Origin of the sequence: Alteromonas sp. V450 (assembly GCF_001885075.1) — a bacterium.
Taxonomy (GTDB): Bacteria; Pseudomonadota; Gammaproteobacteria; order Enterobacterales; family Alteromonadaceae; genus Alteromonas.
This window is the reverse complement of the sequence record NZ_MODU01000004.1, coordinates 4150596-4175582: the sequence shown is the minus strand read 5'-3', so window position 1 is coordinate 4175582 and position 24987 is coordinate 4150596. Positions and strand designations below refer to the sequence as shown.

The window sequence follows — 24987 nt, the reverse complement described above, 5'->3', positions numbered from 1 at the left end:
TGCGTTGATGTGCAGCATTTAGGCTTATTTGTTTTTTTCTTCTAGTACCGCTACCGCAGGTAATGTTTTGCCTTCCAAAAACTCAAGGAACGCGCCGCCACCTGTTGAGATATAAGAAACCTTATCGGCAATGCCGTATTTATCAACTGCCGCTAGTGTATCACCGCCACCTGCAATTGAGAATGCGTCGCTAGCCGCAATCGCCTCAGACAGCGCCTTTGTACCCGCACTGAACTGTTCAAATTCAAATACACCTACAGGGCCATTCCATACAATAGTACCCGCGTTTTTGATGATATCTTCTAACGCTTTTGAAGAATCTGGACCAATATCAAAAATCATATCGTCGTCGGCAACGTCACTGACAAGTTTAAGCGTCGCTTCGGTATTTTCATCAAACGCTTTGCCAACGACCACATCTGTTGGCACTGGAATATTACCGCCATTCGCCTGCGCTTCATTCATAAGCTGCGTGGCTTGCTCGGTAAGGTCCATCTCTACTAGTGACTTACCCACATTATGGCCTTGAGCAGCAATGAAAGTGTTGGCAATACCGCCACCAACAATAAGCTGGTCAACTTTTTCAGCCAGCGTTTTTAGCACAGTCAACTTTGTTGATACTTTAGAGCCACCAACAATGGCAACCATTGGGCGCTTAGGGTTATCCAATGCTTTACCTAATGCATCTAACTCTGCCGCAAGTAGTGGGCCAGCGCAGGCTTTTGGTGCAAATTTGGCAACGCCGTGGGTAGACGCTTGTGCACGGTGAGCAGTACCGAAGGCATCCATTACAAAAATATCGCAAAGTGCTGCGTACTGTTTTGCTAACGTTTCATCGTCTTTCTTTTCGCCGTTGTTAAAGCGTACGTTTTCAAGAATGACGAGCTCACCTTCGCTAAGTTCAACACCGTCCAGGTAATCTTTTACTAGCTTTACCGGCACATCTAGAGCGTTGTTAAGATAATCAACAACAGGTTGAAGAGAAAATTCATCAGCAGGCTCGCCCCCAGTAGGACGGCCAAGGTGAGACATCACCATAACAGCCGCACCTGCATCAAGGGCAGCTTTAATCGTAGGGATAGATGCTTTGATACGCGCATCAGAAGTTACTTTGCCGTCTTTTACCGGCACGTTTAAGTCTTGTCTAATTAATACGCGCTGACCTTTAAGGGCCATATCGTTCATGCTTGGAATTGCCATCGTCTTTCCTAAGTTAATTTCAATTCAGTAGAGCGCGTTGTAATAATAAAACACGCTCAAATTAACGGTGAAAGCTGCGCGGGCTGGTGCCACCAACCCTTGGCAGCATCTATGCTTTATTTTGCGTCGAACATCACTTTTGCGGTATCGAGCATACGGTTTGCAAAACCCCATTCGTTGTCACACCACACTAGTGTTTTAACCAGTTGTTTGTGACTAACTCTTGTTTGTGTGCCATCTACAATACACGAGTGAGGGTCGTGATTGAAATCTACCGACACCAAAGGCTCTTCGGTGTAATCCAAAATGCCCTGTAAACGCCCCGCTTTTGCATTGCGAAGGGCTTGGTTTACTTGCTCAATCGTTACCTTAGATTGAAGCGTTACGCTTAAATCCATAGCAGTAACATTAATAGTAGGTACGCGAACCGCAATGGCTTCAAACTTACCCGCAAACTTAGGCAAAATGCGCTCAATACCGGCAGCAAGGCGTGTATCAACGGGAATAATCGACTGACTTGCAGCGCGCGTTCTGCGCAAATCTTCGTGATAGGCGTCGATAACTTGCTGGTCGTGCATAGAGGCGTGAATGGTTGTGATCGTACCACTTTCAACACCAAACGCGGTATCTAGCGCTTGAATAACAGGAACAATGCAGTTTGTGGTGCAAGAGCCGTTAGAGACTAATTTTTGTTCACTGGTCAACGTGTCTTCGTTGGTACCAAAAATAACCGTATTGTCTAAATCGGGTGTTCCAGGTGACGAGAAAAGCACTTTACCAGCACCTGCATCTAAATGCGCTTGCCCCGATGCCCTGTCATCAAATTTCCCCGTACACTCAAGCACAATATCAACGCCTAAGTCTTTCCACGGAAGGTCTTTTATGTCGCTTATCGCGAGCAGTGTAATATCGTCGCCTGCCACATTAAGCGTGTTGTTTTTTAAGGCCACATCAAAACGGAACCGCCCGTGGGCGGTATCGTATTTAAGTAAATGTGCTATGCCTTCGGGTTTAGCAATGTCGTTAATGGCCACCACGTTAAATTCGTTGTTGCGCCCACTTTCATACAGCGCGCGCAACACGTTGCGACCAATGCGACCAAACCCATTTATGGCAATATTTACCATAGGCTTATCTATTACCTCTTACAGAGACAGTGCAGCCTCTACTACAGCGTCAGTGGTAATGTTGAAGTGCTTGAACAGGTCGCCGGCAGGTGCAGATTCACCAAAGGTGTCCATGCCTACAATAGCGCCATTAAAGCCAACGTACTTGTACCAGCTATCTTTAGACAGCGCTTCAACCGCAACGCGTTTAACAACGCTAGAAGGCAATACGCTTTCACGGTAGTCAGCAGACTGACGGTCAAATACGTCAGTTGATGGCATAGATACCACGCGAACGGCTTTGCCTTGCTCGGTTAGTTTCGCTGCGGCTTCAACGGCTAGCTGAACCTCAGAACCGGTACCAATAAGAATAAGCTCTGGCGTACCTTCACAGTCTTTAAGTACGTAACCGCCTTTGGCAATGTTAGCCACTTGGTCAGCCGTACGCTCTTGCTGCGCTAAGCCTTGACGCGTGAAGATTAGCGTTGTTGGGCCGTCAGTGCGCTCAATGGCAGACTTCCACGACACAGCAGACTCAACCTGATCACAAGGACGCCAGTTATCAAGGTTAGGCGTTGCACGTAGCGCAACCACCTGCTCTACCGGCTGATGCGTTGGGCCGTCTTCACCTAGACCGATTGAATCGTGGGTGTAAACGAAAATTGCAGGCTGCTTCATTAGCGCTGCCATACGTACCGCGTTGCGCGCATATTCCATAAACATTAGGAAGGTTGCACCGTATGCTTTAAAGCCACCGTGAAGGGCAATACCGTTCATCATGGCAGACATACCAAATTCACGTACACCGTAATAGATGTAGTTACCTGATGCGTCATTCGCTTCAACACCTTTGCTGCCTTCCCAAATGGTAAGGTTAGAACCCGCAAGGTCGGCAGAGCCGCCTAGTAGCTCAGGAAGTAGAGGACCAAACGCGTTCAGTGCATTTTGCGACGCTTTACGTGACGCGATATTTTGTGGGTTAGCTTGAAGCTCAGCAATAATAGCATCTGCTTTGTCGCTGAAATCTGCAGGTAGTTCACCATTAACACGACGTTTGAATTCTGCTGCAAGCTCAGGGTAAGCGGCTTCATAGGCAGCGAAGGCTTCATTCCATGCGCTCTCTGCTTTTGAACCTTTGTCTTTGCCGTCCCAACCCGCATAAATGTCGTCTGGTATTTCAAACGCGCCATGGCTCCAGCCAAGCTTTTCGCGAGTGGCAACAATTTCGTCTTCACCTAGCGGCGCGCCGTGACAAGACTCGGTACCTTCTTTATTAGGCGAGCCAAAACCAATGGTAGTTTTACAACAAATAAGCGTAGGCTGCGCCGTATTCGCTTGCGCCTTTTCAATGGCGGCTTTTACTTGCTCTGCATCGTGACCGTCAACGCCATCAATCACTTCCCAACCATAGCTCTTAAAGCGTGCTGGTGTATCGTCAGTGAACCAGCCTTCTACTTCACCATCAATTGAAATGCCGTTGTCATCCCAAAACGCGATAAGCTTACCAAGGCCTAGCGTGCCGGCGAGTGAACATGTCTCGTGTGAGATACCTTCCATTAAGCAGCCGTCGCCTAAGAACGCGTAAGTGTAGTGATCAACAATATTGTGACCGTCTTTGTTGAACTGTGCCGCTAACACTTTCTCGGCAAGCGCCATACCCACTGCGTTACTGATGCCCTGACCTAGCGGGCCAGTGGTGGTTTCAACGCCTGGCGCATAACCATATTCTGGATGGCCTGGCGTTTTTGAATGCAATTGACGGAAGTTCTTTAACTCTTCAATTGGCAGTTCATAGCCTGAAAGGTGAAGAAGAGAGTACAACAACATTGAGCCGTGACCATTTGAAAGCACAAAGCGATCGCGGTTAGCCCAAGATGGGTTTGCAGGGTTATGTGATAAGAAATCACCCCATAGTACCTGTGCGATATCAGCCATCCCCATTGGGGCACCTGGGTGACCAGATTTAGCTTGTTGAACGGCATCCATGCTTAATGCACGGATTGCATTGGCGAGTTCACGACGAGAGGGCATGTTGTCTCCTGATTTATTTTGTATCTTTTGTTTCGTATCTTAGCGGGCTAGGCAAGCTAGACGAACCTAGAGGTAAGGCGTTCGCTCTACTTCTTCATACGAATGAATGTGGCGTTATTCTTACCTATGCCACCTTACAGTTCAATGGGTTTTCATTGCCAATAGTGAAAGTCATAGTAAAAAATGGTCTATACCTTAATAACTACGTATTCCATTTGCAGTAAAAACAATTACATCTAGCACTTCGTTTCTTAATAACGATGTGAGTTACAACACTAACGACAACCTATAACAAGGTATAAGTGATCAGATTGTGTCAACAATTCGTAACGATAAGACTTTTAGACGTCTAGAAGTAAAGACTGGTATTTATAACTTGTTTTAGTACAATATACGACTATTTTGGTAATTTAACGCTTACGGAGCATATATGGCCACGCATTTATTCACATCCGAGTCAGTGTCTGAAGGACATCCGGACAAAATTGCTGATCAGATCTCAGATGCGGTTCTTGACGCTATTTTAGAACAAGACCCTCGCGCTCGGGTGGCCTGCGAAACGTATGTAAAAACCGGTATGGTTTTAGTTGGAGGTGAAGTGACCACCTCTGCATGGGTAGATATTGAAGAGCTTACCCGAAAAACAGTTAAAGAAATTGGCTATACGCATTCAGATATGGGCTTTGACGCTGACTCATGCGCTGTATTAAATGCAATTGGTAAACAGTCTCCTGATATCAACCAGGGTGTTGACCGCGCAAGCCTAGAAGAACAAGGTGCAGGTGACCAAGGCCTGATGTTCGGATATGCAAGCGACGAAACTGACGTACTAATGCCAGCGCCAATCACTTATTCTCACCGCCTTGTACAAAAGCAAGCCGAAGTGCGTAAGTCTGGCAAACTAGATTGGTTACGCCCAGATGCTAAAAGCCAAATTACTTTCAAATATGAAAACGACAAGCCTGTGGGCATCGACGCGGTTGTACTTTCAACCCAGCACTGTGATTCAGTGAGCACTGAAACAGTTCGCGAAGCGGTCATGGAAGAAATCATTAAGCCAGTACTGCCTAGCGAATGGATTGATGGAAATACGCGCTTTCACATTAACCCAACAGGTCGATTTGTTATCGGTGGCCCAATGGGCGACTGCGGCTTAACAGGTCGTAAAATAATTGTGGACACGTACGGTGGTATGGCCAGACACGGCGGTGGCGCATTCTCTGGAAAAGATCCATCGAAAGTAGACCGCAGCGCAGCATACGCGGGTCGCTACGTTGCAAAAAACATTGTTGCAGCAGGTCTTGCTAAGCGCTGCGAAATCCAAGTGTCTTACGCCATCGGTGTGGCAGAGCCGACGTCTATCAGCATCGATACCTTTGGTACTGGCGTAGTGGACGAAAAAACACTGGTTGCTCTTGTGCGCGAACACTTCGATTTACGTCCTTACGGACTTATTCAAATGCTTGACCTTGAGCGTCCTATCTATCGACCAACGGCTGCATACGGTCACTTTGGTCGTGACGAATTTCCATGGGAAGCGACAGATAAAGCTGCTGCATTAAAAGCATCAATTTAGCAATTCCTCACACCTAAACAAAGCCGCTAGAGAGTTTATCTGGCGGCTTTTTTCTAGGAGAGCAGTTAACTTCAATCTGCGAGCATTGTGTTACCCAGTATCACACCGAAAATACCGGCGTATTTTCGCGCGTATGCGTGTTCATCATGTCTGGTAACCCAAACTTCGCGAGTGACATACTGGTGTATTCCCGATAATGAGAAACCTCAATATCAGCAAAGTCAGGGGGTAAAAACTGTCGACAGCTGATCTCATTATCAAATTGCACCTCCAACATCGTTAATGGCGCTAGGCTTTTTTTGAAAACATCAATGAGCAGTTGGTCGCCAAAAAACGCAATTCGATATCGCTCTTTCTCAACCTGCATATGTGACGTGAGTGGCCACAAGTCGCTAAATTGTGAATCGCTAAGGGCAATGGTCGTGTGCTTTCGCCTTCCACCGATGCCTTGGTTTATTGTCATGCTATAACTGCCACCTTCGTCGCATACGCAGATATATCTCTCAGCGTCGCTTGTAAGGTAACCATGGCGAACCAGCACAGGGCTTCTAATTTCCAATAACCCTTCTGGTACATAGGACACCAAAAATTTACGAGCCAATTCCCCTTCAACTTTCATCATCCGTTTCCAACAGAAAAAAGCACTTTCGTTAAAGCTAGCTCATGAATTAAAATTTCATCAAGTTTCTTTTGATGATCTATTTTTTACAGCTATGCTTAAAAAGTAGTCGACTGTTCATACAGTTGGTTCACGTAGGGATAACATTCACTTGAGATACTCTCCATGCAGATAGCCTATCGCATTATTTATACCCTTGTAATTGGATTGGCGTTATTCGCAAGTTCGTTGCAAGCACAAACAGCAGAGTTTGAAAGGGTGTTAGGCACAAACTATGGGCCAATAACCTATAAAAGCGAAAAAATTGCAAACTGGCGAATAATGAGTGACTTTCGGCAAAGAACATCTACCGAAGCCTACATTTATGACAACAGCTATTCTTATCCCGCTGGCTCACAAAGCGTCATGAGTGCAAGTAGGCAATTCGACACGCGTATCCCTAATCGCGTTTATGCCGTATACAAAACGAACAACACCGCTATTCTTCACTACGCAGAGTGGTTATATATCCCTGATGACGTGGGCACCTTTACTCGCTTAGGTTGGCTGCTCGGAGGCAATAGTGGTCTTAATATGGCGGTTGAATTAGAACGCCGTGAGGTGGGAGAGCAAGAAAACACTGCACTTTCATTGGGCGTACAATACGTGTTTTAGTTCTCACTTTTCTGTGTATTGCTGGGTTGCGCAAAATGTTTTCTGAATGATAAAGGCATCCGAACTAGCGCGGTGTCGTTTGGTATTATAGCACTCTGAAATTTTCTGTTTTTCATCATGCCATTTCGCCATTTGCTCTTCGGTCAAGATGTACTCGAGTGCGCGACAACTGAATGACATATCCATTTGTACTGATGCAAATAGCTTTATAAGCCATGGATGATCGACTACCCATCCATCACTATATACCACTGTATTACCCAAAAAGTTATTCAGCTCTTTACAGACCACCGCAGGTGCTTCACCTCTTGACTGCAACATCTCTCGCGTTATGCCGTGCAAATGTTCTGCTTTTACATCCCAGTGGGTCCAATCATCCAGAGGCCTAAGTAGTTTGCACCATTTTGCACCATCATAGCGCACAACACCTATTTCAATAGGATAACTCGCGGCGCCAAAGCCGCTAGCTTCAACATCAATAATTGATGGCATTTTTATTTTATGCACCAGTTCTCCAACATCGTAAACACCAGTAAGAACAGCAGAGTCTATTCACAGTTGTATCGCTTTTCAGATCTTAAGCACGTTCGTCGCTAGTGAGATACCGCGCTAAGTGAGCGTTTTTTTGTAACGCTTCAAAATATAAGTATTACGTAGCAATGGTAGAATCGTGCCAATCTGCAACTTAATTTTTACAAACAAAATCACACGACCTGGGTCGAAACATTTTTGCCTGCCATGTCTACGGATGGCAACGTGCTTACTTCGCAAAAATTAGACTAAAGAACAAGATCCAAATTCAAAAACCTGCAACGCATTATTATAAACTTTAAGGGTATTCACTTGAGGTTTGCTTGCTATGCGTTCACTTGGTCTTCTATTTTCGTTATTTACAGCATTGTTATGCCTTGCACCGTTTCAAGTGAGCGCAGAATCAACGCCGCTAGTTATAGGTGTTGATGCAGACTTATCAGCAGTAGCTGTTGAAGGAGGTGTAGCGATAACCAGAGGCGTAGAACTTGCAGCGGAAGAAATCAATGCATCGGGTGGAATTTTAGGAAGACCTGTAAGGGTTGTGGTTAAAGACCATCGCGGTAACCCTGCTCGTGGTATACATCATCTCAATCAGCTAGCCGAGAATGAAAATCTCCTTGCCGTTGTTGGCGGTGTCCACACACCAGTATTGTTAGAGGAAATAGAAACAATACACAAGAAGGACATTTTAATGCTAGTCCCTTGGGCTGCGGGTACCCCCATCATTGACAATGGAATGTCTCCTAACAATGTTTTTCGTATTTCAGTGCGTGATGCTGAAGCCGCAAAGGTTTTGCTTAAGCATGCGGCTGAAAAAAATCTACGTAGCGTTGCACTTGTATTAGAGCGCACTGGTTGGGGGCGTTCTAACCTTGAATCACTCCAAAAATCAGCAAAAGAAATCGGCATAGAGATTAAAGGCGTTCACTGGATAAACTGGCAACAAAAGCATTTTTCAGAGGATATTAACGCCATCAAGGACGCAGCGGTTGATGGCATTATATTAGTCACTAATGTTCCTGAAGCGGCTGTGGTACTTGAAGAAATGAATAATCACATGCTGCTAGACCTTCCCATCATTTCGCATTGGGGCATTGCATCCGGCCAGCTTACCGAACGGCTAACAACACCCATCGATCAATATGACATCGCGGTTTTACAAACCTTTCATTTTAATCATCAAAAGAATGATAGAGCGAAGCATCTTTATGAGCGTTATGTGAGTCAATACGGCTTGGTAGAACCCAATGCAATTGAAGGGGTAACGGGTCTAGCACATGCGTATGATTTGGTTCATTTAATCGCGACGGCTGCCGATAAAGCAGGTAGTATAGAAATCGATGCACTACGCAGAGCTCTAGAGTCACTTGAAACATTTGAGGGCGCAGTGAAGACGTACGCTCCACCGTTTACAAAAGACAGGCATGATGCGCTCTGGTCAAAGGATTATTTTATGACAACATTTAACAAAAAAGGCCAATTGGTCACGTCGGGCCAGTAAGCATGGAAAAGCAACCTAAAAGGTTACGAAGGCTTCTCATATCAAATATGCTACCTAGGCTGGCTGTTTTAGTCGTAGTGTTTTCGACCGTTCTGCTCGCCCTGTCACTTCATTTTATTATTAAACAAACCGATGATTTACAGCAAGAATCGATAGAGGGCTTAGAGCAGGATTTAAAATTTATAGTTGACGATACTACCCGCCAACTCGCCGACCTCGCAGCGAACGATATAATCATTAACTCCTTTGTTGACATTAGCCAGCGAGACAATTACTTACCAATGTTCTTCCGTTCGCTGAACTTAACGCAAGCTAATAGCGTCGAGTTTGCGCTTTTCGACTTTGCTGGTCAGCAAATTATCAACAAAAACTGGAATGCCAATCTTCCCGCCTCGCTCGACACAACATGGCGGCAACAAACCTTGGGCTCTTCTAACGCATTTTCCTCTGTTTCTCAGTATGGTGTATTAATCAGCGTACCAGTGTTACTGCAAGGCGTAGCTGAAGGAGCGTTGGTAATGTATGTAGATAGTTTGCAGTCTCTGCTTGCCCCCTTTCCTCGCCTAACGAAACAAGTGGTAACAGACGAAAGTGGGAATGTCCTTTTTAGCAGTCAGCCGGAACTAATTGCACCGCAATCATCCATAAATGCATTTGACGATAGTGGTTATTCATTGAAGCAGTCCGCGTGGCAAAACCTAGTTTTGTATAGCGTAAAACCTACCGTTACAACATATCGCGAGATTGCATGGACGGGCGTTGTACTTCTATGCATGATAGCCGGCTTTGTTTTTATCACACTTCACATGATAAAAATGACAGGAACGCTAGCAGAAAACACCCTTTCTACATTATTTGACGATATTGAAAACAAGCTGAATAGTCGCCCCGAGAAACCGAGAAAACTCAGGGCTTTCGAAGCTAAAGAGCTACTCGATATACGCAAGGCTTTTGATAAGCTTCTTTGGGACCTCACCGAGGTCTCTCTATCAAATGAACAATTTTCAAATGTATTGGAGTCGATGGGCGATATGTTAGTCGTCGTCGACAAAAATAATCGAACGATACTTTCGAATAAACGCTTTGATGACTTTAGCAACGACCAATATACGGAAAGAGAGAGCATCCTCAAGCACATCACTCGACAACTGGCTTCAAAAGAACACTGTGAGCTCACCCATTTTTCGGTGTCCACGGGACAAGATAAATTTGTTCGCTGGTCGAAGACCCAACTATCGGATGCAAATGGCAACGTGCGCGGAAATGTTTACGTGGGAAGCGATGAAACAAAGCAACGCTCACTTGAGAGTCATATTAAAATTCTCTCTCACGCTATAGATGAAGCAACAGTATCAATAATAATTTCAGACATTACGAAGCCCGGGCAGCCTATTATTTATGTGAACAATGCGTTTGAAGCACTGACAGGGTATACCCGAGAGGAAATCATTGGCCATAATTGCCGCACTATGCAAGGTGATGATACCGACAGAGCTTCAGTAGAGGCGATACGGCACGCCATAAATAATCGGGAACCTATCGAAACGACGTTACTAAATTATTCCAAAGATGGCGGCACGTTTTACAACCGCCTAAACTTAACGCCGGTAAAAATTAATGGTGAAGTGACACACTATATCGGATTCCAGCAAGACGTTACTCAACAGCGGCAAACAGAGCTATTTTTGCAAGAAGCTAAACACAAAGCTGAGGAATCTGCCCGCTTGAAGTCTAGCTTTCTCGCCAGTATGAGTCATGAAATAAGAACACCTATCCATGGAATATCTGGTGTACTGCAGTTACTGGCAGATTCAAAGCTAGACGACGGTCAAAAGCATTACTTATCTCTTGCAAAGTTCAGTATCCAGGGGCTTCTCCATATCGTCAATGACATATTAGACTTCTCTAAAATTGAGGCGGGCCAACTGCAAATTGAAGAAAGCGCTTTTGATATTCTTGAGTCGTTAGAAAACTTGCAAAGTCAATACGCCGTGTTGTGCCAAGAGAAAGGGTTAGCTCTGCATTTTCACTTCGATCTGCAAGATTATCACGTTGTGCAAGGAGACGATGTCAGGTTCCGACAAATTTTGTCTAATTTGCTTGGTAACGCTGTCAAATTCACTGACGCTGGCAGCATAGACGTTACAACAAAAATTGAAAAATTGCCCAATGGAAAGCTCATTCTGTCATGCAGCGTAAAAGATACTGGCATTGGTATCGCGCAAGAAAAGCAAGACACTATTTTTGATGTGTTTACTCAAGAAGACCTCTCTACAACACGTAAATTCGGCGGCACTGGCCTTGGCCTATCGATTAGTAAACAGCTGTGTGAATTGATGGGCGGCAATATTGAACTTAAAAGTGATAAAGATAAAGGCAGCACATTCACGTTTAGGGTTATGTTAAGCGAAGCTGATGAATCACAGCTAACGACTGTCACTAAAGCATTAAAAAATGACAGTGGAGAGAAGAAAAAACATAAGGTCCTCATAGTCGAGGACAACGATATAAACCAAATCATCGTAAAACAACACTTGTCCGCACACACTACACTGAGTGCTAAATCAGGGGTTGAAGCGTTACAGGCTCTCAGCAAAATGAAGGTAACGTTCGATGTCATACTTATGGATTGCCAGATGCCAGATATGGATGGATTCGAAGCCACCAAACGTATTCGGTCGGGTGAAGCAGGAGAACGATACGTTAATGTTCCCATTATTGCGCTCACTGCTAATGCAATGAAAGGTGATAAGGAGCGCTGTGTTAACGCCGGAATGGACGATTATTTAAGTAAGCCTTTCGATGCCGTTGACCTTATTGATAAGGTGGAGCACTGGGCAAGTATTGAAAGAAACCGTGAAGAAAGCGCGGTTCATTAATTTAGTATAGAGGAGCTTCTTGAGTGAACGCCTTAGCAAGATTAGTCCTTCACATACAAAAAGTTTTTTCCTTAATCTTGTTAGTGAGCATATCGCTTTTTTGCAGTGTCGCAACTGCCGATGAAGTACTTCGATACAACCTCGGAACATCAGGCAGCTCTATCCCTTACGAAAATGCTGTCGACAAAGATAGGGCCGGGATCCTCGTGGAGATCCTTCCGCTTATAATGGATAGAGCAGGTATTAAGACAGAAAAAGTCATGCTTTCTACCAAACGTGCCATGCTTGCATTTAAAACAGGCGCTCTCGATTTCGACTTTTTCAGTCCAGGCTGGTTGTCTCAAGATGAACCCGCGGGCGACTTCACTTTTTCAGCCCCAATTATAGACATCACTGAATACTTTATAACTCTGCCTGAAAATCACAGTCAATACCACACTATAGCCTCTATCTACGGTAAAACCGTTGGGATGATTTCTGGCTATGTGTATTTTGATTCAGATAAGTTCGTCAGAATGGACTTTCAAGCTGAGAGCAACCTTATCTTAGCCCTCGGCATGAAAAGGATAGACGTCATCATAATGGAAGAAGCAGCGGCGCGTTACTGGTCTTCAATACACAACGTAGACATCACAATGGGCCCCATCCATACTGCTGGAAAAATGGCTTTGCGTGTTCACAATCGACATAAAGATAAGCTCCCCGACATTAACCGCGCAATTGCTGAACTAAAAAAAACAGGGGAAATTGATAGAATACTTAACAAGTATTCTGATCTTTTATTATAAGCGACACGCGTTTTTCCGGTGTCGAAGTTACGTCGTTACCTCTCGCTCATGGCCCTTTAAAGCAAAAGGGATTTTTATCGATTGGATTAAAAGACACAAACACACTAGCATCATGCCGACCCACCCCACGGGTCTAAATGCTTCGCCAATTAAGAAAACAGCAAAAAGGGTTGCAACCAGCGGTTCTATTAGCGTAATAAGCGTGGCTTTGCTGGCTTCTGTAGTGCGAAGTCCATATCCAAACAGCAAATAACCCAAGAACATAGGTACTACAGCCATGTAAAGTGAAACGCCAGTGTTGATAGCATTAGCGAACATGTTCTGCCCTGTAAACCAAAGGGAAGGCAATAAAACAATTGCCGCACAGCCAAACAATCCCGCCATGGCTGATTTTGAGTGCGCGCCCGCGTCAATATGTTGCTTCGCTGCCCATGAATACCCTGCATAAGTTAAACCCGCAAATAGGCCTAATGCTACACCATACATGTGATCGCTTTGAGGTGATGTGAGTTCGAGCGTGCTCTGTGATTTGCCCACGGCTAATAAACCAATTCCCAATGCGCCGAAAACGAAGCTAATAAACCACCTTAAAGACACGGGCTTTTTGGTTACAAAGTACTCTAATAGCGCAGCGAACAAAGGAGCACTGGCGATGGACACTACGGTTCCAATTGCTACGCCAGACAGCCGCATGGAACTGTAGAAAGCTAGTGGATAAATGGCAACACAGGCACTACCAAATAAAAAGGTCAAAGGCGCAGCCAAAAGAATACGTATGTCTTTTATCAACGTTCTTCGCGCATTTACACACAGCAGCACACCGCCTACTCCCATCGCAAAAGCGCCGATAGCTAAAGGGCTGATATCTGGTGCGAACTGTGCTGCCGTGCCTGTCGTTCCCCATAAAAAACTTGCAATAATGATTGCCAAGGCACCTTTGAACGAATCATTTGCACTTATTTCTTTAACCACTACGCTTCTCTCACTTCGCTTTTTCTTTTATTGCCAAGGCCCGATAAAGTTTTATTTATCTACGCATCCCTCATACTAATTCTAATGAAAGAGGTAAAGTGTAGCTCAACGGGTAACTTAATCTTGCTGTGATCATACTGAGAATATTTGGTTTGTAATTAGCCAGATAGACGCTTCTTTTGACTTTTTAGACGCACATTCCAAGCAGGCCAAAAAATTAACACGCCATTAACACGAGGAATGAGATACATTCTTTTATACTAAAGTAGAAATATTTATTTCACAGTACCTAGAAATACCTGCATTTTTTTGCCACATTACGCTCTTGCCTGATAACAAAATAGAAACAACCAACCTGGATGGACTTATGTTTACATTAGAAAAATCGTTTAGACGAAGCACGCTTAGTATTGCGGTAATGGGGCTGCTTAGCTCTGGTGCAATTGCACAGGACACACAACAAGCGGATGACGATAACTTTGAGCAGATTATAGTAACGGCTACAAAGCGCGCTGAATCCATTGAAGACATTCCTTTTTCAATTAACGCGCAAACGCAGCGAGACTTTGAACGCAGCGGCGCGGGGAACTTAGAAGATGTAGCTAGAAATGTGGCAAGCGTCTCTATTCAAAATTTGGGGCCAGGCCAAAGCCAGGTTTCTATGCGTGGCGTATCGGCAGGGCAAATAGTGCGTGACCAACCTGGCGTTAAAGAGCAAGTAGGCGTCTATCTTGATGAAAGCGTTATTTCGCTATCGCTGTTTACCCCAGATCTCGACCTTTTTGATCTTAACCGCATAGAAACTCTACGTGGACCGCAGGGTACACTTTTCGGATCTGGCTCTATCGGCGGAACCCTTCGTTACATTACCAACCAGCCTGAATTAGACACATTTGAAGGTAAGTTTGAAGCTAACCTTAATAGTGTGACAGACGGCGGTGTGGGCGGTCATGTAAAAGGTATGGTGAACGTACCAATCTCAGATACAGTTGCTATGCGCGCGGTGGTCTACCGCACTGATTACGCGGGCTTTATTGATGCGTTAGGTGAAAATGGCGCGTTTAACGAAGACGTTAATGACGGTGACAGAACTGGCGGACGAGTAGCATTTATTATCGCACCTAATGATAAACTCACCATAACGCCAAGACTGATCTACCAAGAACTCGAGATGAACGGGTTTAACAGAGAAGAAGTCTATAACGTGTTTGCAAACCCTTACACCACGACACGCCCTGCTATTCAATTAGGTGAGCGCGAACAGTATCTGTTGCTTGAGGAAGGGTTTACTGATGAAACCTTGATAGCTGATGTAACCGCTGAATATCAAGCTGATGTTGCCGACTTTACCTTTGTTTATAGCTATACCGACCGAGATATTCTTGTAAGTCGCGATGCCAGCGCGCTTTCGGGCTCAGTAAGTATCGACTTAGGTTTTCCTGATGAAGCCGTACTATTACCGTCGAACTTATTAGACAGAACGGAAGTAGAGCAAGATACCTTTGAGCTTCGCGCCGCGTCTAATGACGATGGCGCACTAGACTGGTTAGTTGGCGCTTTCTACTCTTCAACTGAACGGGTTTACGATCAATCCCTTCCAACTCCAGGGTATGACGCATTTACAGATGCTACATTAGGTGAAGGCACGTCAGCAGCGGTTGCCAATGGCTTTGAAGCCGATTCGCCGTACAACGCCTACTTGCCTTATGACTTAAAGCAGCTTGCTGTGTTTGGTGAAGTGAACTATCAAGTTAACGATGACTTCAAGATGACCGTGGGCTCTCGCTTTTACGATTATGAAGAAGAGCGTCAATTTATTTCCGGCGGCTTATTTGCTAATGGCGACAACCAAACTGATTCCACAGAATCAGACGGCTTCACATCACGCGTAATTGGTCAGTATAGCCTTAACGAAAACGTGAATTTAAATGCCCAAGTATCGCAAGGCTTTAGGCTTGGTGGTGTAAATGACCCGCTGAATAGAAGCTTGTGTACCGACCAAGACGAAGCCATCTTTGGTTCGTTCCAAGACTATGACGATGAAAAGCTAACTAACTATGAGATAGGCATGAAGTCGTCAGGACGGGGCTGGACAGCAAACGTTTCAGCTTTCTATAACGATATTGAGGATCTTCAGGTTACATTGGATGCCGGTTCTTGCTCGTCACGTGTGTCATTTAACGTACCTGAAGCGCATACCCAAGGTATTGAGTTTGAACTTACACGTCAGTTTACCGACCAGCTCTTTTTCTCATTGACCGGTAGCATCATCGAAGCTGAGTTCGATTCAACCGTTGTTGATGGTGATGGTGCGGTGCTAGGTGGCGTTGAAGATGGCAACCGTTTGGCGTCAGTACCAGAAGAAAGCTTCGCTATCTCATTTACCTACGATTTAGCGCAGCCTTTATTCTCGTCAAACAGCACCTACTTCCAAGGTTCTTACCAGTATGTAGGTGACCGTATTACACAACCTAGTGACCAAGTTGCAGGTGCAGGTATATTCACTTCAGGACTTGCCTTTGGTGGTGCAACCGGTACAGAAACAACAGAGTTAGATTTGTTGCTAGACGACTACGGCACAATGAACATGAGCTTTGGTCTTACCTACGATGACTACGAAATCTTGCTATACGCCAACAACCTGTTTGATGAAAACGCACAGCTTTCGTTTGATAGAGAACGTGGTGGACGTGCTCGACTTGGATTTACGGTAAACCAGCCTCGCACAGTAGGCGCAACGTTCCGCTACTTCTTCCAGTAACGCGCGATAAATGTCTCTGCCTGAGGGTTTACTTTCAGGTAGAGGCCTCACCTGCTACAGGAATAGCCCTCGCCTACTTTAGGAAAAGTCTCATCTATTAGCGGCACAATAAACACGCTTTAAAAAGCTATTTAAGAAAAGAGTGGAGTTGGCCGTAAGCCGGGTTCTGTCGTGGGCAACCATTCCTCTAGATCAGCAATCGCTCACTGATTCAAGCAACCTACCCGATCCCCATGCGGGCCACACGTTGAGGGATCCTATTTGGTCTTGCTCCGGGTGGAGTTTACCTTGCCACACTCTGTTACCAGAGGTGCGGTGCGCTCTTACCGCACCCTTTCAGCCTTACCGGCATGTAAACATGCTTAGGCGGTCTTCTCTCTGCTGCACTTGTCGTCGGCTCACGCCGCCCAGACGTTATCTGGCACCCTGCCCTTTGGAGCCCGGACTTTCCTCCCCTTTCTTACGAAAGCGGCGATTGCCTGGCCAACTCCGCGGCGCATTCTACATGAAGTGCCCTACAATAGCACCCTATTCCTGCTCGTTGTAAAAGCATTGCTCAACGGCGCTTTTATCGAGCAGTTTTGTGATAATAAAAATCTGATCACCCGTTTCTATCTTAGTGCTTCCTTTGGGTATAAGGGTTTCTTCACCACGGGCAATCATCGCCACTACAGTATTGTCAGGAAGCGATAATTCACTGATAGTTTTATCTAGCGCCGGTGATAACTTAGAAACTTCTATTTCTATAAGCTCTCGTTTACTTTTGGCAACTTTCACAATTTCCAGCGTGCTCGATTCCTTTACTTCATCTTTTAGCACTAAGCCTAACTTGCGCGCCGCGTAGGGCAAGGTTGAGCCCTGTAACAGGGCTGAGATCAGAACAATAAAAAACACCACATTGAAAATTAGCTCTGCGTAAGGCATACCGAATATCAGCGGGAAAATAGCCAAGATAATTGGCACTGAACCGCGCAACCCTACCCATGATATGAGCAATGATGCTTTGAACGAGAAATTTGAGAGCAACAAAATAGGCATAACCACCAGCGGACGTGCAATAAAAATAAGCACAAACGCAATTAAAAGGCCTTCTTTCCAATTAACAAACAGCTCGGTGGGCGTTACCAACAAACCTAAGATAACAAACATGGCAATTTGCCCCAACCATGCCAGCCCGTCGAGAAACACAAAGGTATTACGCTGATACGCAAAGCGACTGTTACCCACGATAACCCCCGTAATAAAGGTAGCGAGAAAGCCGCTGCCATTTAAATTCGCAGCAAGGCCAAAAGACAATACACCAAATAACATCACAAAAACGGGATACAAACCTATCGCCATTAAGGTGACGCGTCTGAAAAGCCATACTGCAATACCGCCAATGGCAAGGCCCACTATCGCCCCCACTCCCATTTGACTGGCAAACAGCGAAAGTAAGTCAACTGGCTTAGTGGTGCTGTCTTGAATAAGCGTAATAAGACCAATAGTGAGGAATATAGCCATAGGGTCGTTCGACGCACTTTCCAGTTCCAGCGTCGACTTTATCTTAGCGGAAATGCGTATACCGGCATTACGCAAAACCGAAAATACCGCAGCTGCATCAGTTGACCCCACAATAGCGCCAAGCAATAAGCCTTTATAAAGCGGTAAATCGAGGATAATCATTGCCGCCACGCCAGTGAGCACTGCCGTGCCCACTACACCAAAGGTGGCGAGCAAAGCCGCTGGCTTCCACGCTTGAATTATAGACTTTTTAGATGTTTGAAGACCGCCATCAAATAGAATAAGGATGAGAGCAAATGTACCTATAGCATGGGCGGCATCGGCATTATCAAAGAAGATTCGGCCAATCCCATCTTCACCAGCCAGCATACCTACACCAAGGAATAGCACCAATACAGGTACGCCAAAGCGCGGAGATAGCTTACTGGCCAGCACACCTAAGATGGCCAGCACTGCGCTAAGTAAAATAATGTGATCAACTGCAAACATTATACGTTCCTTATTGCCCTTGATGCTCACACGCAAAATATAGCGTTATGCGTGCACGCATCAAGGATTCCTGTTAATACTGCTACCTTATCGCGTTTTTGTGTCAAAGTATTGAGATACAAAGGGTATTGAAAGACAAAAACGCGCTAAGACATAAAGGTTAAGGAACTTGTGCCGCCTAAGGGATGTGCGACAACGAAGCCTTAATCTCTTCTGCAGTGGGCTTTAGCTGCGCTTTACCTTGCTTCTCTCGTCTACTTCCCAATAAATACAGCAAAGTGGAGGTAATAAACAAGGTTGAAGACGTGCCAATTACGACAGCAAAGACCATAGGCACTGCAAAACTTTCTACTGCATCACCACCAAAAATAGCCATAGGAAGCAGCGCTAGCAGCGTAGTTACCGAGGTAAAAACCGTGCGGCTTAACGTGCTGTTCACGGCCTCATTAATGGTATCTGCCAATGGCTTGTTGGGATCTAAACGCAATAGTTCGCGGATGCGATCAAGCACCACCACCTTATCGTTTATTGAGTAACCAATGAGTGCTAATAGTGCCGCAACAGCCGTTAAGTTAAATTCAATGCCTGTAAGCGCGAAAAAGCCAATAGTTTTGGTTAAATCGAGTAGTACCGTAAGTAGTGCCGCAGTTGCAAAATGCGCTTCAAAGCGTGCCCACAGGTACACAAGCATACCGCCACCGGCAATTAGCAATGCTAGAATAGATAGCTCGGCAAAGCCCCCGCTGACTTTGGGTCCAACCATATCAATTTTATCGAAACTGACCTCGCTGTCAGCTTGCGAAATCGCTCGTTTTAGGGCGTCAGTCTGTTTTGCATTACTATTTTCAAGCTCACCACTGCTTTCTAAAACAGGGGCTCGCAATAAATAGTGATGTTCACTGCCATATTCTTGAATAGCTATCTGATCAAAGCCATTACTTTCAATCACGTTCCTTAGCTCATCGGTAGTAAGAGCTGGTGCGGTCAGCTCAACCATAGTACCACCGGTAAAGTCGACGCCGTAATGTAAGCCAGGCTTAGCAAACAAGCCGATTGAAAGCACGGTTAGCACTACCGAAACAGCGAGTGCAATTTTCCGTTTTGCCAGAAAATTGATACCGCTCAGCTTATCACTTAACCGTAAAAGTGGAGATGAAAAGCGCAAAGGAACGCGCTGCTGCGCGCGATCTTGCGTATTCTTTTGCTTCGACTTAACTACTCTTAGCATTAACATTTTAGTTAAGGCTACAGCAGTAAATACCGAGGACACTAAACCAAGGGCAATAGTAATGGCGAAGCCCTTAATGGGGCCGCTACCAAACATAAACAACAAACTTACCGCTATTAGTGTGGTGAAGTTTGAATCCACAATAGTCGCGAATGCTTTATCAAAACCCACTTCTATTGCACTGGCTGCCGGACGACCTTTTTTACTTTCTTCACGAATACGTTCATTAATCAAAATGTTCGCATCGACCGCCATGCCCATGGTCAGGATCAAACCTGCAATACCCGGTAACGTCAGTGTTGCGCCAAACAGGGTTAATGCGCCAAACACCAGTGCCATGTTGATACACAGAGCAAAACTTGCGATAGCGCCCCACCTGCCGTAAATCGCCACCATAAATGCCAATACCAGTAACGCCCCTGCCACGCCGCTTTCCACTCCGGTTTGAATGGCATCGCTGCCTAAATCGGGCCCAACCGTGCGTTCTTCTATAATGGTAAGTGGCACAGGTAGCGCACCAGTGCGAAGCATTAATGCGGTATTACCCGCCTCGGGCAACGTAAAGTTACCGGTTATTTCACCACGACCACCTGGGATCACGCTATTGATGACGGGGGCGGTAACCACTTTATCGTCAAGTACAATGGCAAGCACGCGGCCGATGTTGTCACGGGTCATAGTAGCAAACTGCTTGGCACCTGCGCTGTCTAATCGGAACGTCACTACTGGCTGGCCATTTTCACCACTTAAGACACCTGCTGCATCAGTAATATGCTCACCTTCTAGCGCCACTTTTTGCTCTAAGCGATAGGTATTACCTGCTGCATCTTGCTTATTCATTACCTGCTCAGACTGGCTGTTCGCGGCCCAGTGAAAGGTCATTTGTGCGGTAGTGCCCAATAATTTTTTAACTTGAGTGGGGTCAGACATACCCGGCATTTGAACTAAAATGGCGTCTTTACCTTGTAGCGTAACACTAGGCTCATTAAGCCCCGTTTCGTTCAAACGCTTTCGAACTACTTCAACACTTCGACTTAACGTGTCTTTAACCAGTTGTTCGGTATATAGCTCGTTAAGCGTAAGGGTAACGGTGCTTTGCTTTATCTCTACATCAAGTGCGCTTGTTCCATTTGGCTGAGCAGAAATTTGATATGCGGCGTCTTTTACCTTTCTCGCATCATCTGTATTACGCAACGTAAAGACAACGCTACCTTGACTACTGTCGCTTCCCGCTTTATGGGTAAGTGAATGAGATGTTTTTGAATAGCGCACGTTTTGACTTCGCAAGTCGCTAAGCAAGTCACTCGAAAAGCTGTTGAGCTGCTTTTCAAACAGGGCGTTGGTGTCTGCGGCTAATAACAGGTGCGAACCACCTTGTAAGTCTAAGCCTAAAGATAGCGTGGAAGTGGTGTACCATGTAGGTAGCTGCTGTTTAATTGATTGTGGCAGTATGTTGGGCGCAGCGCTCAGTAAACCAAGCATAACGATGAGCACATACACAAAGCCACGAAATGAAAATCGTGCCATTTTGAAATCCTGAATAATAATGTTTTTAAGGTCGCCAAATTTAAGAACACAATAGGTGTGCCCCACGTTGACGCATATGAGTTGTTAAATCAGGATAGAAGGCGGTGCGCGAGGGCTTGGTTTAACCCACTTTTGTGACTGAAAAGGAACGTCTGCTGAACGTGTATTGACAGCAAAAAGGCCTACATAAACCGAGTGCAACGAAGCAGGTATTAGCCCTAAGAGATCCGCATCGGTAGGCTGCTCACTGTTGTTGTCTGTCAGCTTGCTGGCGTTAAACCGCAGAGAATAGCTTTGCGAGTTATGAACAAACTTAGCAAGCGGTGACTGTGATGTTACCTCGGCATTACTCGCTACATCGGGTGGCTGAAACCCAGTACTAACAACCAGATACGACAATACCCACGCCATGAGGAAAGGCGCAAATGTAGAGGGGTAAAAGCGTTTAAAGGTTGTATTCACCAGAGTTCCATTCGCAGTTAGAAGCAGTGATTGTTGTCTGTAAGCAAAGTACAGTGGGGGCTAAAAAAGCAAATTCAATTGCTGTAGTAAAAAGAGCCCATGCTAAGGGCTCTTTTTACATCTCGTATATATGAGTGACGTGCGTTTGTTTAAACGTCACGTTACTACAAGTTACACGATTGTAATAACGTCTTCTTTCGCTAGGCGTGCTTTTGGAAGACCGTGATTCCAATCTTTCTCAAGATCAGGGTAACCCATGGCAAGCGCTACCTCGCAGATGTGACCATCCAGTTCATCTTTGAACAACTCACCAAGTAAATCAGAGTCAACACCCTCCATAGGTGTAGAAGCGATCCCTAGGCGAGCCAAAGTATGTAGTACGTTACCGAGAGCGAGATAAACTTGGGCTTTAGTCCACGCTGCGTTATTGCCATTGTCATCGGTGTTCGCTTCAGCAAATGCGTAAGCACCCATGAAGTTTTCACGCATATCTTCAGGTAGATGACCCGAAGATACTTCTGCATCAACACGCTTAACAAATTTCTCTTTTGTGAACTTAGGGTCGTAAGCAAACAAAATAGTATGCGAAGCTTCTTTTGCATGATGCTGATTGAACTGGTGTTTGTTGGCAAAGCTATCATGTAAGCGCTGCTTAGCTTCGTCACTTTCGACAACGACGAACTTCCAGGGCTGTGAATTAATTGAAGACGCTGACAACCTCAATGCTTCAAGTATCGTCGTTAGCTCGTCGGCTGAAATACGCTCGTTGGCATCGTATTGCTTTACGGTATAGCGCTTGTTTAAATCTTCAATAATAGGATGAGACACTACTAACTCCTCAATACATAGTCGGGGTTAAATTAAAAGTTGTACGTATAGTATCGCTTAAGCTTTTCAATGATAATCCCGATAAAAGACGAATCAGTTTCAAATTTATTTTGACAATAGTTTGAGTTAGCAAAGATAAATAATGAGGGGGTAATAAAAATGTCTATTGATGCCCGCTTAGAATAGATTTCTCTTGCAGAGCGTTAAGTTTGATGGGTCTCTAATTAGAAAAGCCTTATGTAAAAGTAAGTAATTTCAATACTTTTCATGCCACACTCATAAATTAAAGGTTCATTGATAAGTTTAAATAACTCACCTATTATGGACAAACTATCACAATCACAGTTAAGACTAACGCCTGCAACTTTTTCATTCGGAAATCTAACAATTTTACATTGATATGACCCAACCCCACGAAACTACCACAGGGCAACAAGAGATGATGCAGGTTCGTCATCGACGTCGGTTTGCGCTTTGTCAGATCTTAACTGTTATAGGCGTAGTATTTCTTTTCGCGTTAGGTAGTCTCAGCTTATATGGCCAAGCTTTGTTGCTTGGGACCATATTAGTAAGTAGTGCACTAGTTGGTTTAGCCAACCTTTATCTTTTAAAGCGCACCGGCAATGTTGAGAGAGCCGCCATAGTATTAAGCGGCATCTTGTTTGTTTTATGTATGAGCTTGCTTATTACAGGGGGAAAAGACAACACCGGAATGCTGTGGATATATCCCATTGCGGCAATTAACTTATTTATTAATCGGTTTTGGCCTGCGGTTGTCGTTTTCTGCATTTTTAGTATTACCAGCATCGTTATTTTATTCACGCCACTTTCTAGCTTATTGATGACGAGCTACACCCTTGTCGAAGCCATACGTTTTATTCTCACAACGTTGGCTCTAAACCTCATATGTCTAGCCGCACTACGTTCTGAAGAACAGTCTTACGAAACGATCATTAAACTGCACGATGATGACATCAGGCAAATGGCGTTTTACGACACGTTGACCGGTCTTCCGAACAGATGGAATTTCAAAACAAACCTGCAACGAGTTATCAATAGAGCAACCAAAGATAAACAGAAGGTAGGGCTACTTTATATAGACCTCGATAACTTCAAACAGGTCAATGATCAATATGGTCATGAGATGGGTGACAAACTCTTGCTCAAGTTTAGTGAACAATTATGGAGAGAAATCCGTCCATCAGACCAACTACTGAAACCTCAAGAAGAAAGTATTGCCAGGCTCGCGGGTGACGAATTCGTAGTACTGCTACCAAATATTAAAAATACGTTCGATGCGGGTAGTGTGGCAGCACGTATTCTGAACATTTTCGATGGTGGCTTCGAGGTGGATGGCATTACTCACTTAACTTACGCCAGTATTGGTATTGCGGTTTTCCCCGATGACACAGTTGAGCCTAGTGAACTACTTCATTACGCTGATACAGCAATGTATGACGCGAAACAAAACGGTAGAAATTGTTATAGATTTTTTACCCAAGAAATTGCGGAAACCATAAAACAGCGCCAAAAAATAGAGAATGGATTGAGGACGTCGTTGGAAAACGACCAATTCACACTGGCATTCATGCCCATTTTCAACTGTGACAACGATGATATTGTTGCCATAGAAGCACTGCTTAGATGTAAAGCCCCAGAGTTAGAGGGTGTAGGGCCTGATCAATTTATTCCGGTTGCCGAATCAACGGGACTTATCAAAGCGATTGATTTGTGGGTATTAGAACACGCTTTAGAAAGACTTGTAGTACTGCAGCAGCAACACAACTTTACAGGAAAAATGTGCATCAATATATCTGGCGTTGAGTTACACAACGAAAATTTTCCACCTTTGGTTAAACGTTTACTTGAGACGCACAAGGTAAATCCGTGCAGCGTAGAATTAGAAGTGACTGAAACCGCATTGGTTGCTGGAGATAAAGCCTGCTTAGAAACGCTTAATGCGTTAAATGAATTAGGCGTTTCCTTAGCACTCGACGACTTTGGAACGGGCTATACCGCATTTAGCCAACTTATCCACTACCCTGCCCACTGCCTTAAAATTGATCGCTCTTTTGTTAGTGATTTATTTTCTGAAAAAGAGCCCCGAAGCAAAATGGTGTTAATCATACAAAACCTTGCCGAGCTTTACGGTTTACGCGTTATCGCGGAAGGGGTTGAAACTGAAGAGCAGTTAAATTATTTGAAAAGACATGGCTGTGACTGGGCACAAGGGTATTTTTTATCGAGACCGTTGTTTTGGGATGATTTACTTAAGCGCCTAGCTGGATAAAAGCAAAACTAAGATAACATCCTGTTTATAACGAAAAGC

General features: G+C 44.9%; 17 protein-coding genes and 1 other RNA gene. 7 read left to right on the top strand and 11 right to left on the bottom strand.

What is annotated here, in order from left to right:
* Positions 1–24 precede the first annotated feature (24 nt).
* The 3 genes from BK026_RS18455 to tkt form a co-directional block, all read right to left on the bottom strand.
* Complete coding sequence (locus BK026_RS18455) at positions 25–1200, bottom strand: phosphoglycerate kinase (RefSeq protein WP_071817246.1); 1176 nt, start codon at positions 1198–1200, stop codon at positions 25–27.
* Positions 1201–1316: 116 nt separating this feature from the next.
* On the bottom strand, positions 1317–2327 hold the full coding sequence (gene epd / locus BK026_RS18450) for an erythrose-4-phosphate dehydrogenase (protein WP_071817245.1): 1011 nt from the start codon (positions 2325–2327) through the stop codon (positions 1317–1319).
* Between the two features lie 18 nt (positions 2328–2345).
* A complete protein-coding gene (gene tkt / locus BK026_RS18445; RefSeq protein ID WP_071817244.1) occupies positions 2346–4337 on the bottom strand; it encodes a transketolase in 1992 nt (663 codons plus the stop codon).
* Positions 4338–4767: 430 nt separating this feature from the next.
* Here tkt and metK point away from each other — a divergent pair, with 430 nt between their 5' ends.
* Entirely contained in the window at positions 4768–5913 is a 1146-nt protein-coding gene (gene metK, locus BK026_RS18440; RefSeq protein ID WP_071817243.1) for a methionine adenosyltransferase, read from the top strand.
* A gap of 100 nt (positions 5914–6013) precedes the next feature.
* On the opposite strand, the gene BK026_RS18435 is transcribed toward metK, so the two are convergent.
* Complete coding sequence (locus BK026_RS18435) at positions 6014–6535, bottom strand: hypothetical protein (RefSeq protein WP_143142145.1); 522 nt, start codon at positions 6533–6535, stop codon at positions 6014–6016.
* A 162-nt stretch (positions 6536–6697) separates the two neighbouring features.
* Between BK026_RS18435 and BK026_RS18430 the strand changes: the two genes are divergently transcribed.
* Positions 6698–7186, top strand: coding sequence for a hypothetical protein (locus BK026_RS18430; RefSeq protein WP_071817241.1), 489 nt, complete (start codon positions 6698–6700; stop codon positions 7184–7186).
* 3 nt (positions 7187–7189) lie between these two features.
* Here BK026_RS18430 and BK026_RS18425 read toward each other — a convergent pair whose 3' ends face one another.
* Entirely contained in the window at positions 7190–7693 is a 504-nt protein-coding gene (locus BK026_RS18425; RefSeq protein WP_083575125.1) for an exonuclease domain-containing protein, read from the bottom strand.
* A 352-nt stretch (positions 7694–8045) separates the two neighbouring features.
* Between BK026_RS18425 and BK026_RS18420 the strand changes: the two genes are divergently transcribed.
* The 3 genes from BK026_RS18420 to BK026_RS18410 are packed head-to-tail and all read left to right on the top strand — an operon-like array spanning position 8046 to position 12888.
* Positions 8046–9221 (top strand): ABC transporter substrate-binding protein, encoded by a 1176-nt coding sequence (locus BK026_RS18420; RefSeq protein ID WP_071817239.1) that lies wholly within the window; start codon positions 8046–8048, stop codon positions 9219–9221.
* Between the two features lie 47 nt (positions 9222–9268).
* Positions 9269–12100 carry an ATP-binding protein gene (locus BK026_RS18415; RefSeq protein WP_256253903.1) on the top strand — a complete coding sequence of 944 codons (2832 nt, stop codon included), beginning with the start codon at positions 9269–9271 and terminating at the stop codon, positions 12098–12100.
* Between the two features lie 23 nt (positions 12101–12123).
* Positions 12124–12888 carry an ABC transporter substrate-binding protein gene (locus BK026_RS18410; RefSeq protein ID WP_071817237.1) on the top strand — a complete coding sequence of 255 codons (765 nt, stop codon included), beginning with the start codon at positions 12124–12126 and terminating at the stop codon, positions 12886–12888.
* 27 nt (positions 12889–12915) lie between these two features.
* Here the strand turns inward: BK026_RS18410 and BK026_RS18405 are convergent, their stop codons facing one another.
* Entirely contained in the window at positions 12916–13860 is a 945-nt protein-coding gene (locus BK026_RS18405) for a DMT family transporter (protein ID WP_071817236.1), read from the bottom strand.
* A gap of 367 nt (positions 13861–14227) precedes the next feature.
* Here BK026_RS18405 and BK026_RS18400 point away from each other — a divergent pair, with 367 nt between their 5' ends.
* Complete coding sequence (locus BK026_RS18400) at positions 14228–16621, top strand: TonB-dependent receptor (RefSeq protein WP_071817235.1); 2394 nt, start codon at positions 14228–14230, stop codon at positions 16619–16621.
* A gap of 140 nt (positions 16622–16761) precedes the next feature.
* Here the strand turns inward: BK026_RS18400 and rnpB are convergent.
* The 5 genes from rnpB to BK026_RS18375 all read right to left on the bottom strand — a co-directional run bounded on the left by rnpB (position 16762) and on the right by BK026_RS18375 (position 22658).
* An RNA gene (rnpB, locus tag BK026_RS18395) (RNase P RNA component class A) lies at positions 16762–17112 on the bottom strand.
* A 37-nt stretch (positions 17113–17149) separates the two neighbouring features.
* Positions 17150–18613, bottom strand: a complete 1464-nt coding sequence (locus tag BK026_RS18390) for a potassium/proton antiporter (RefSeq protein ID WP_071817234.1) — start codon at positions 18611–18613, stop codon at positions 17150–17152.
* A 178-nt stretch (positions 18614–18791) separates the two neighbouring features.
* Complete coding sequence (gene secD / locus BK026_RS18385) at positions 18792–21368, bottom strand: protein translocase subunit SecD (RefSeq protein ID WP_071817772.1); 2577 nt, start codon at positions 21366–21368, stop codon at positions 18792–18794.
* Positions 21369–21452: 84 nt separating this feature from the next.
* Entirely contained in the window at positions 21453–21830 is a 378-nt protein-coding gene (locus tag BK026_RS18380) for a hypothetical protein (protein ID WP_256253902.1), read from the bottom strand.
* A gap of 171 nt (positions 21831–22001) precedes the next feature.
* Entirely contained in the window at positions 22002–22658 is a 657-nt protein-coding gene (locus tag BK026_RS18375; protein ID WP_071817232.1) for a nitroreductase family protein, read from the bottom strand.
* A gap of 400 nt (positions 22659–23058) precedes the next feature.
* Here BK026_RS18375 and BK026_RS18370 point away from each other — a divergent pair, with 400 nt between their 5' ends.
* A complete protein-coding gene (locus tag BK026_RS18370) occupies positions 23059–24948 on the top strand; it encodes a bifunctional diguanylate cyclase/phosphodiesterase (RefSeq protein WP_071817231.1) in 1890 nt (629 codons plus the stop codon).
* Positions 24949–24987 lie beyond the last annotated feature (39 nt).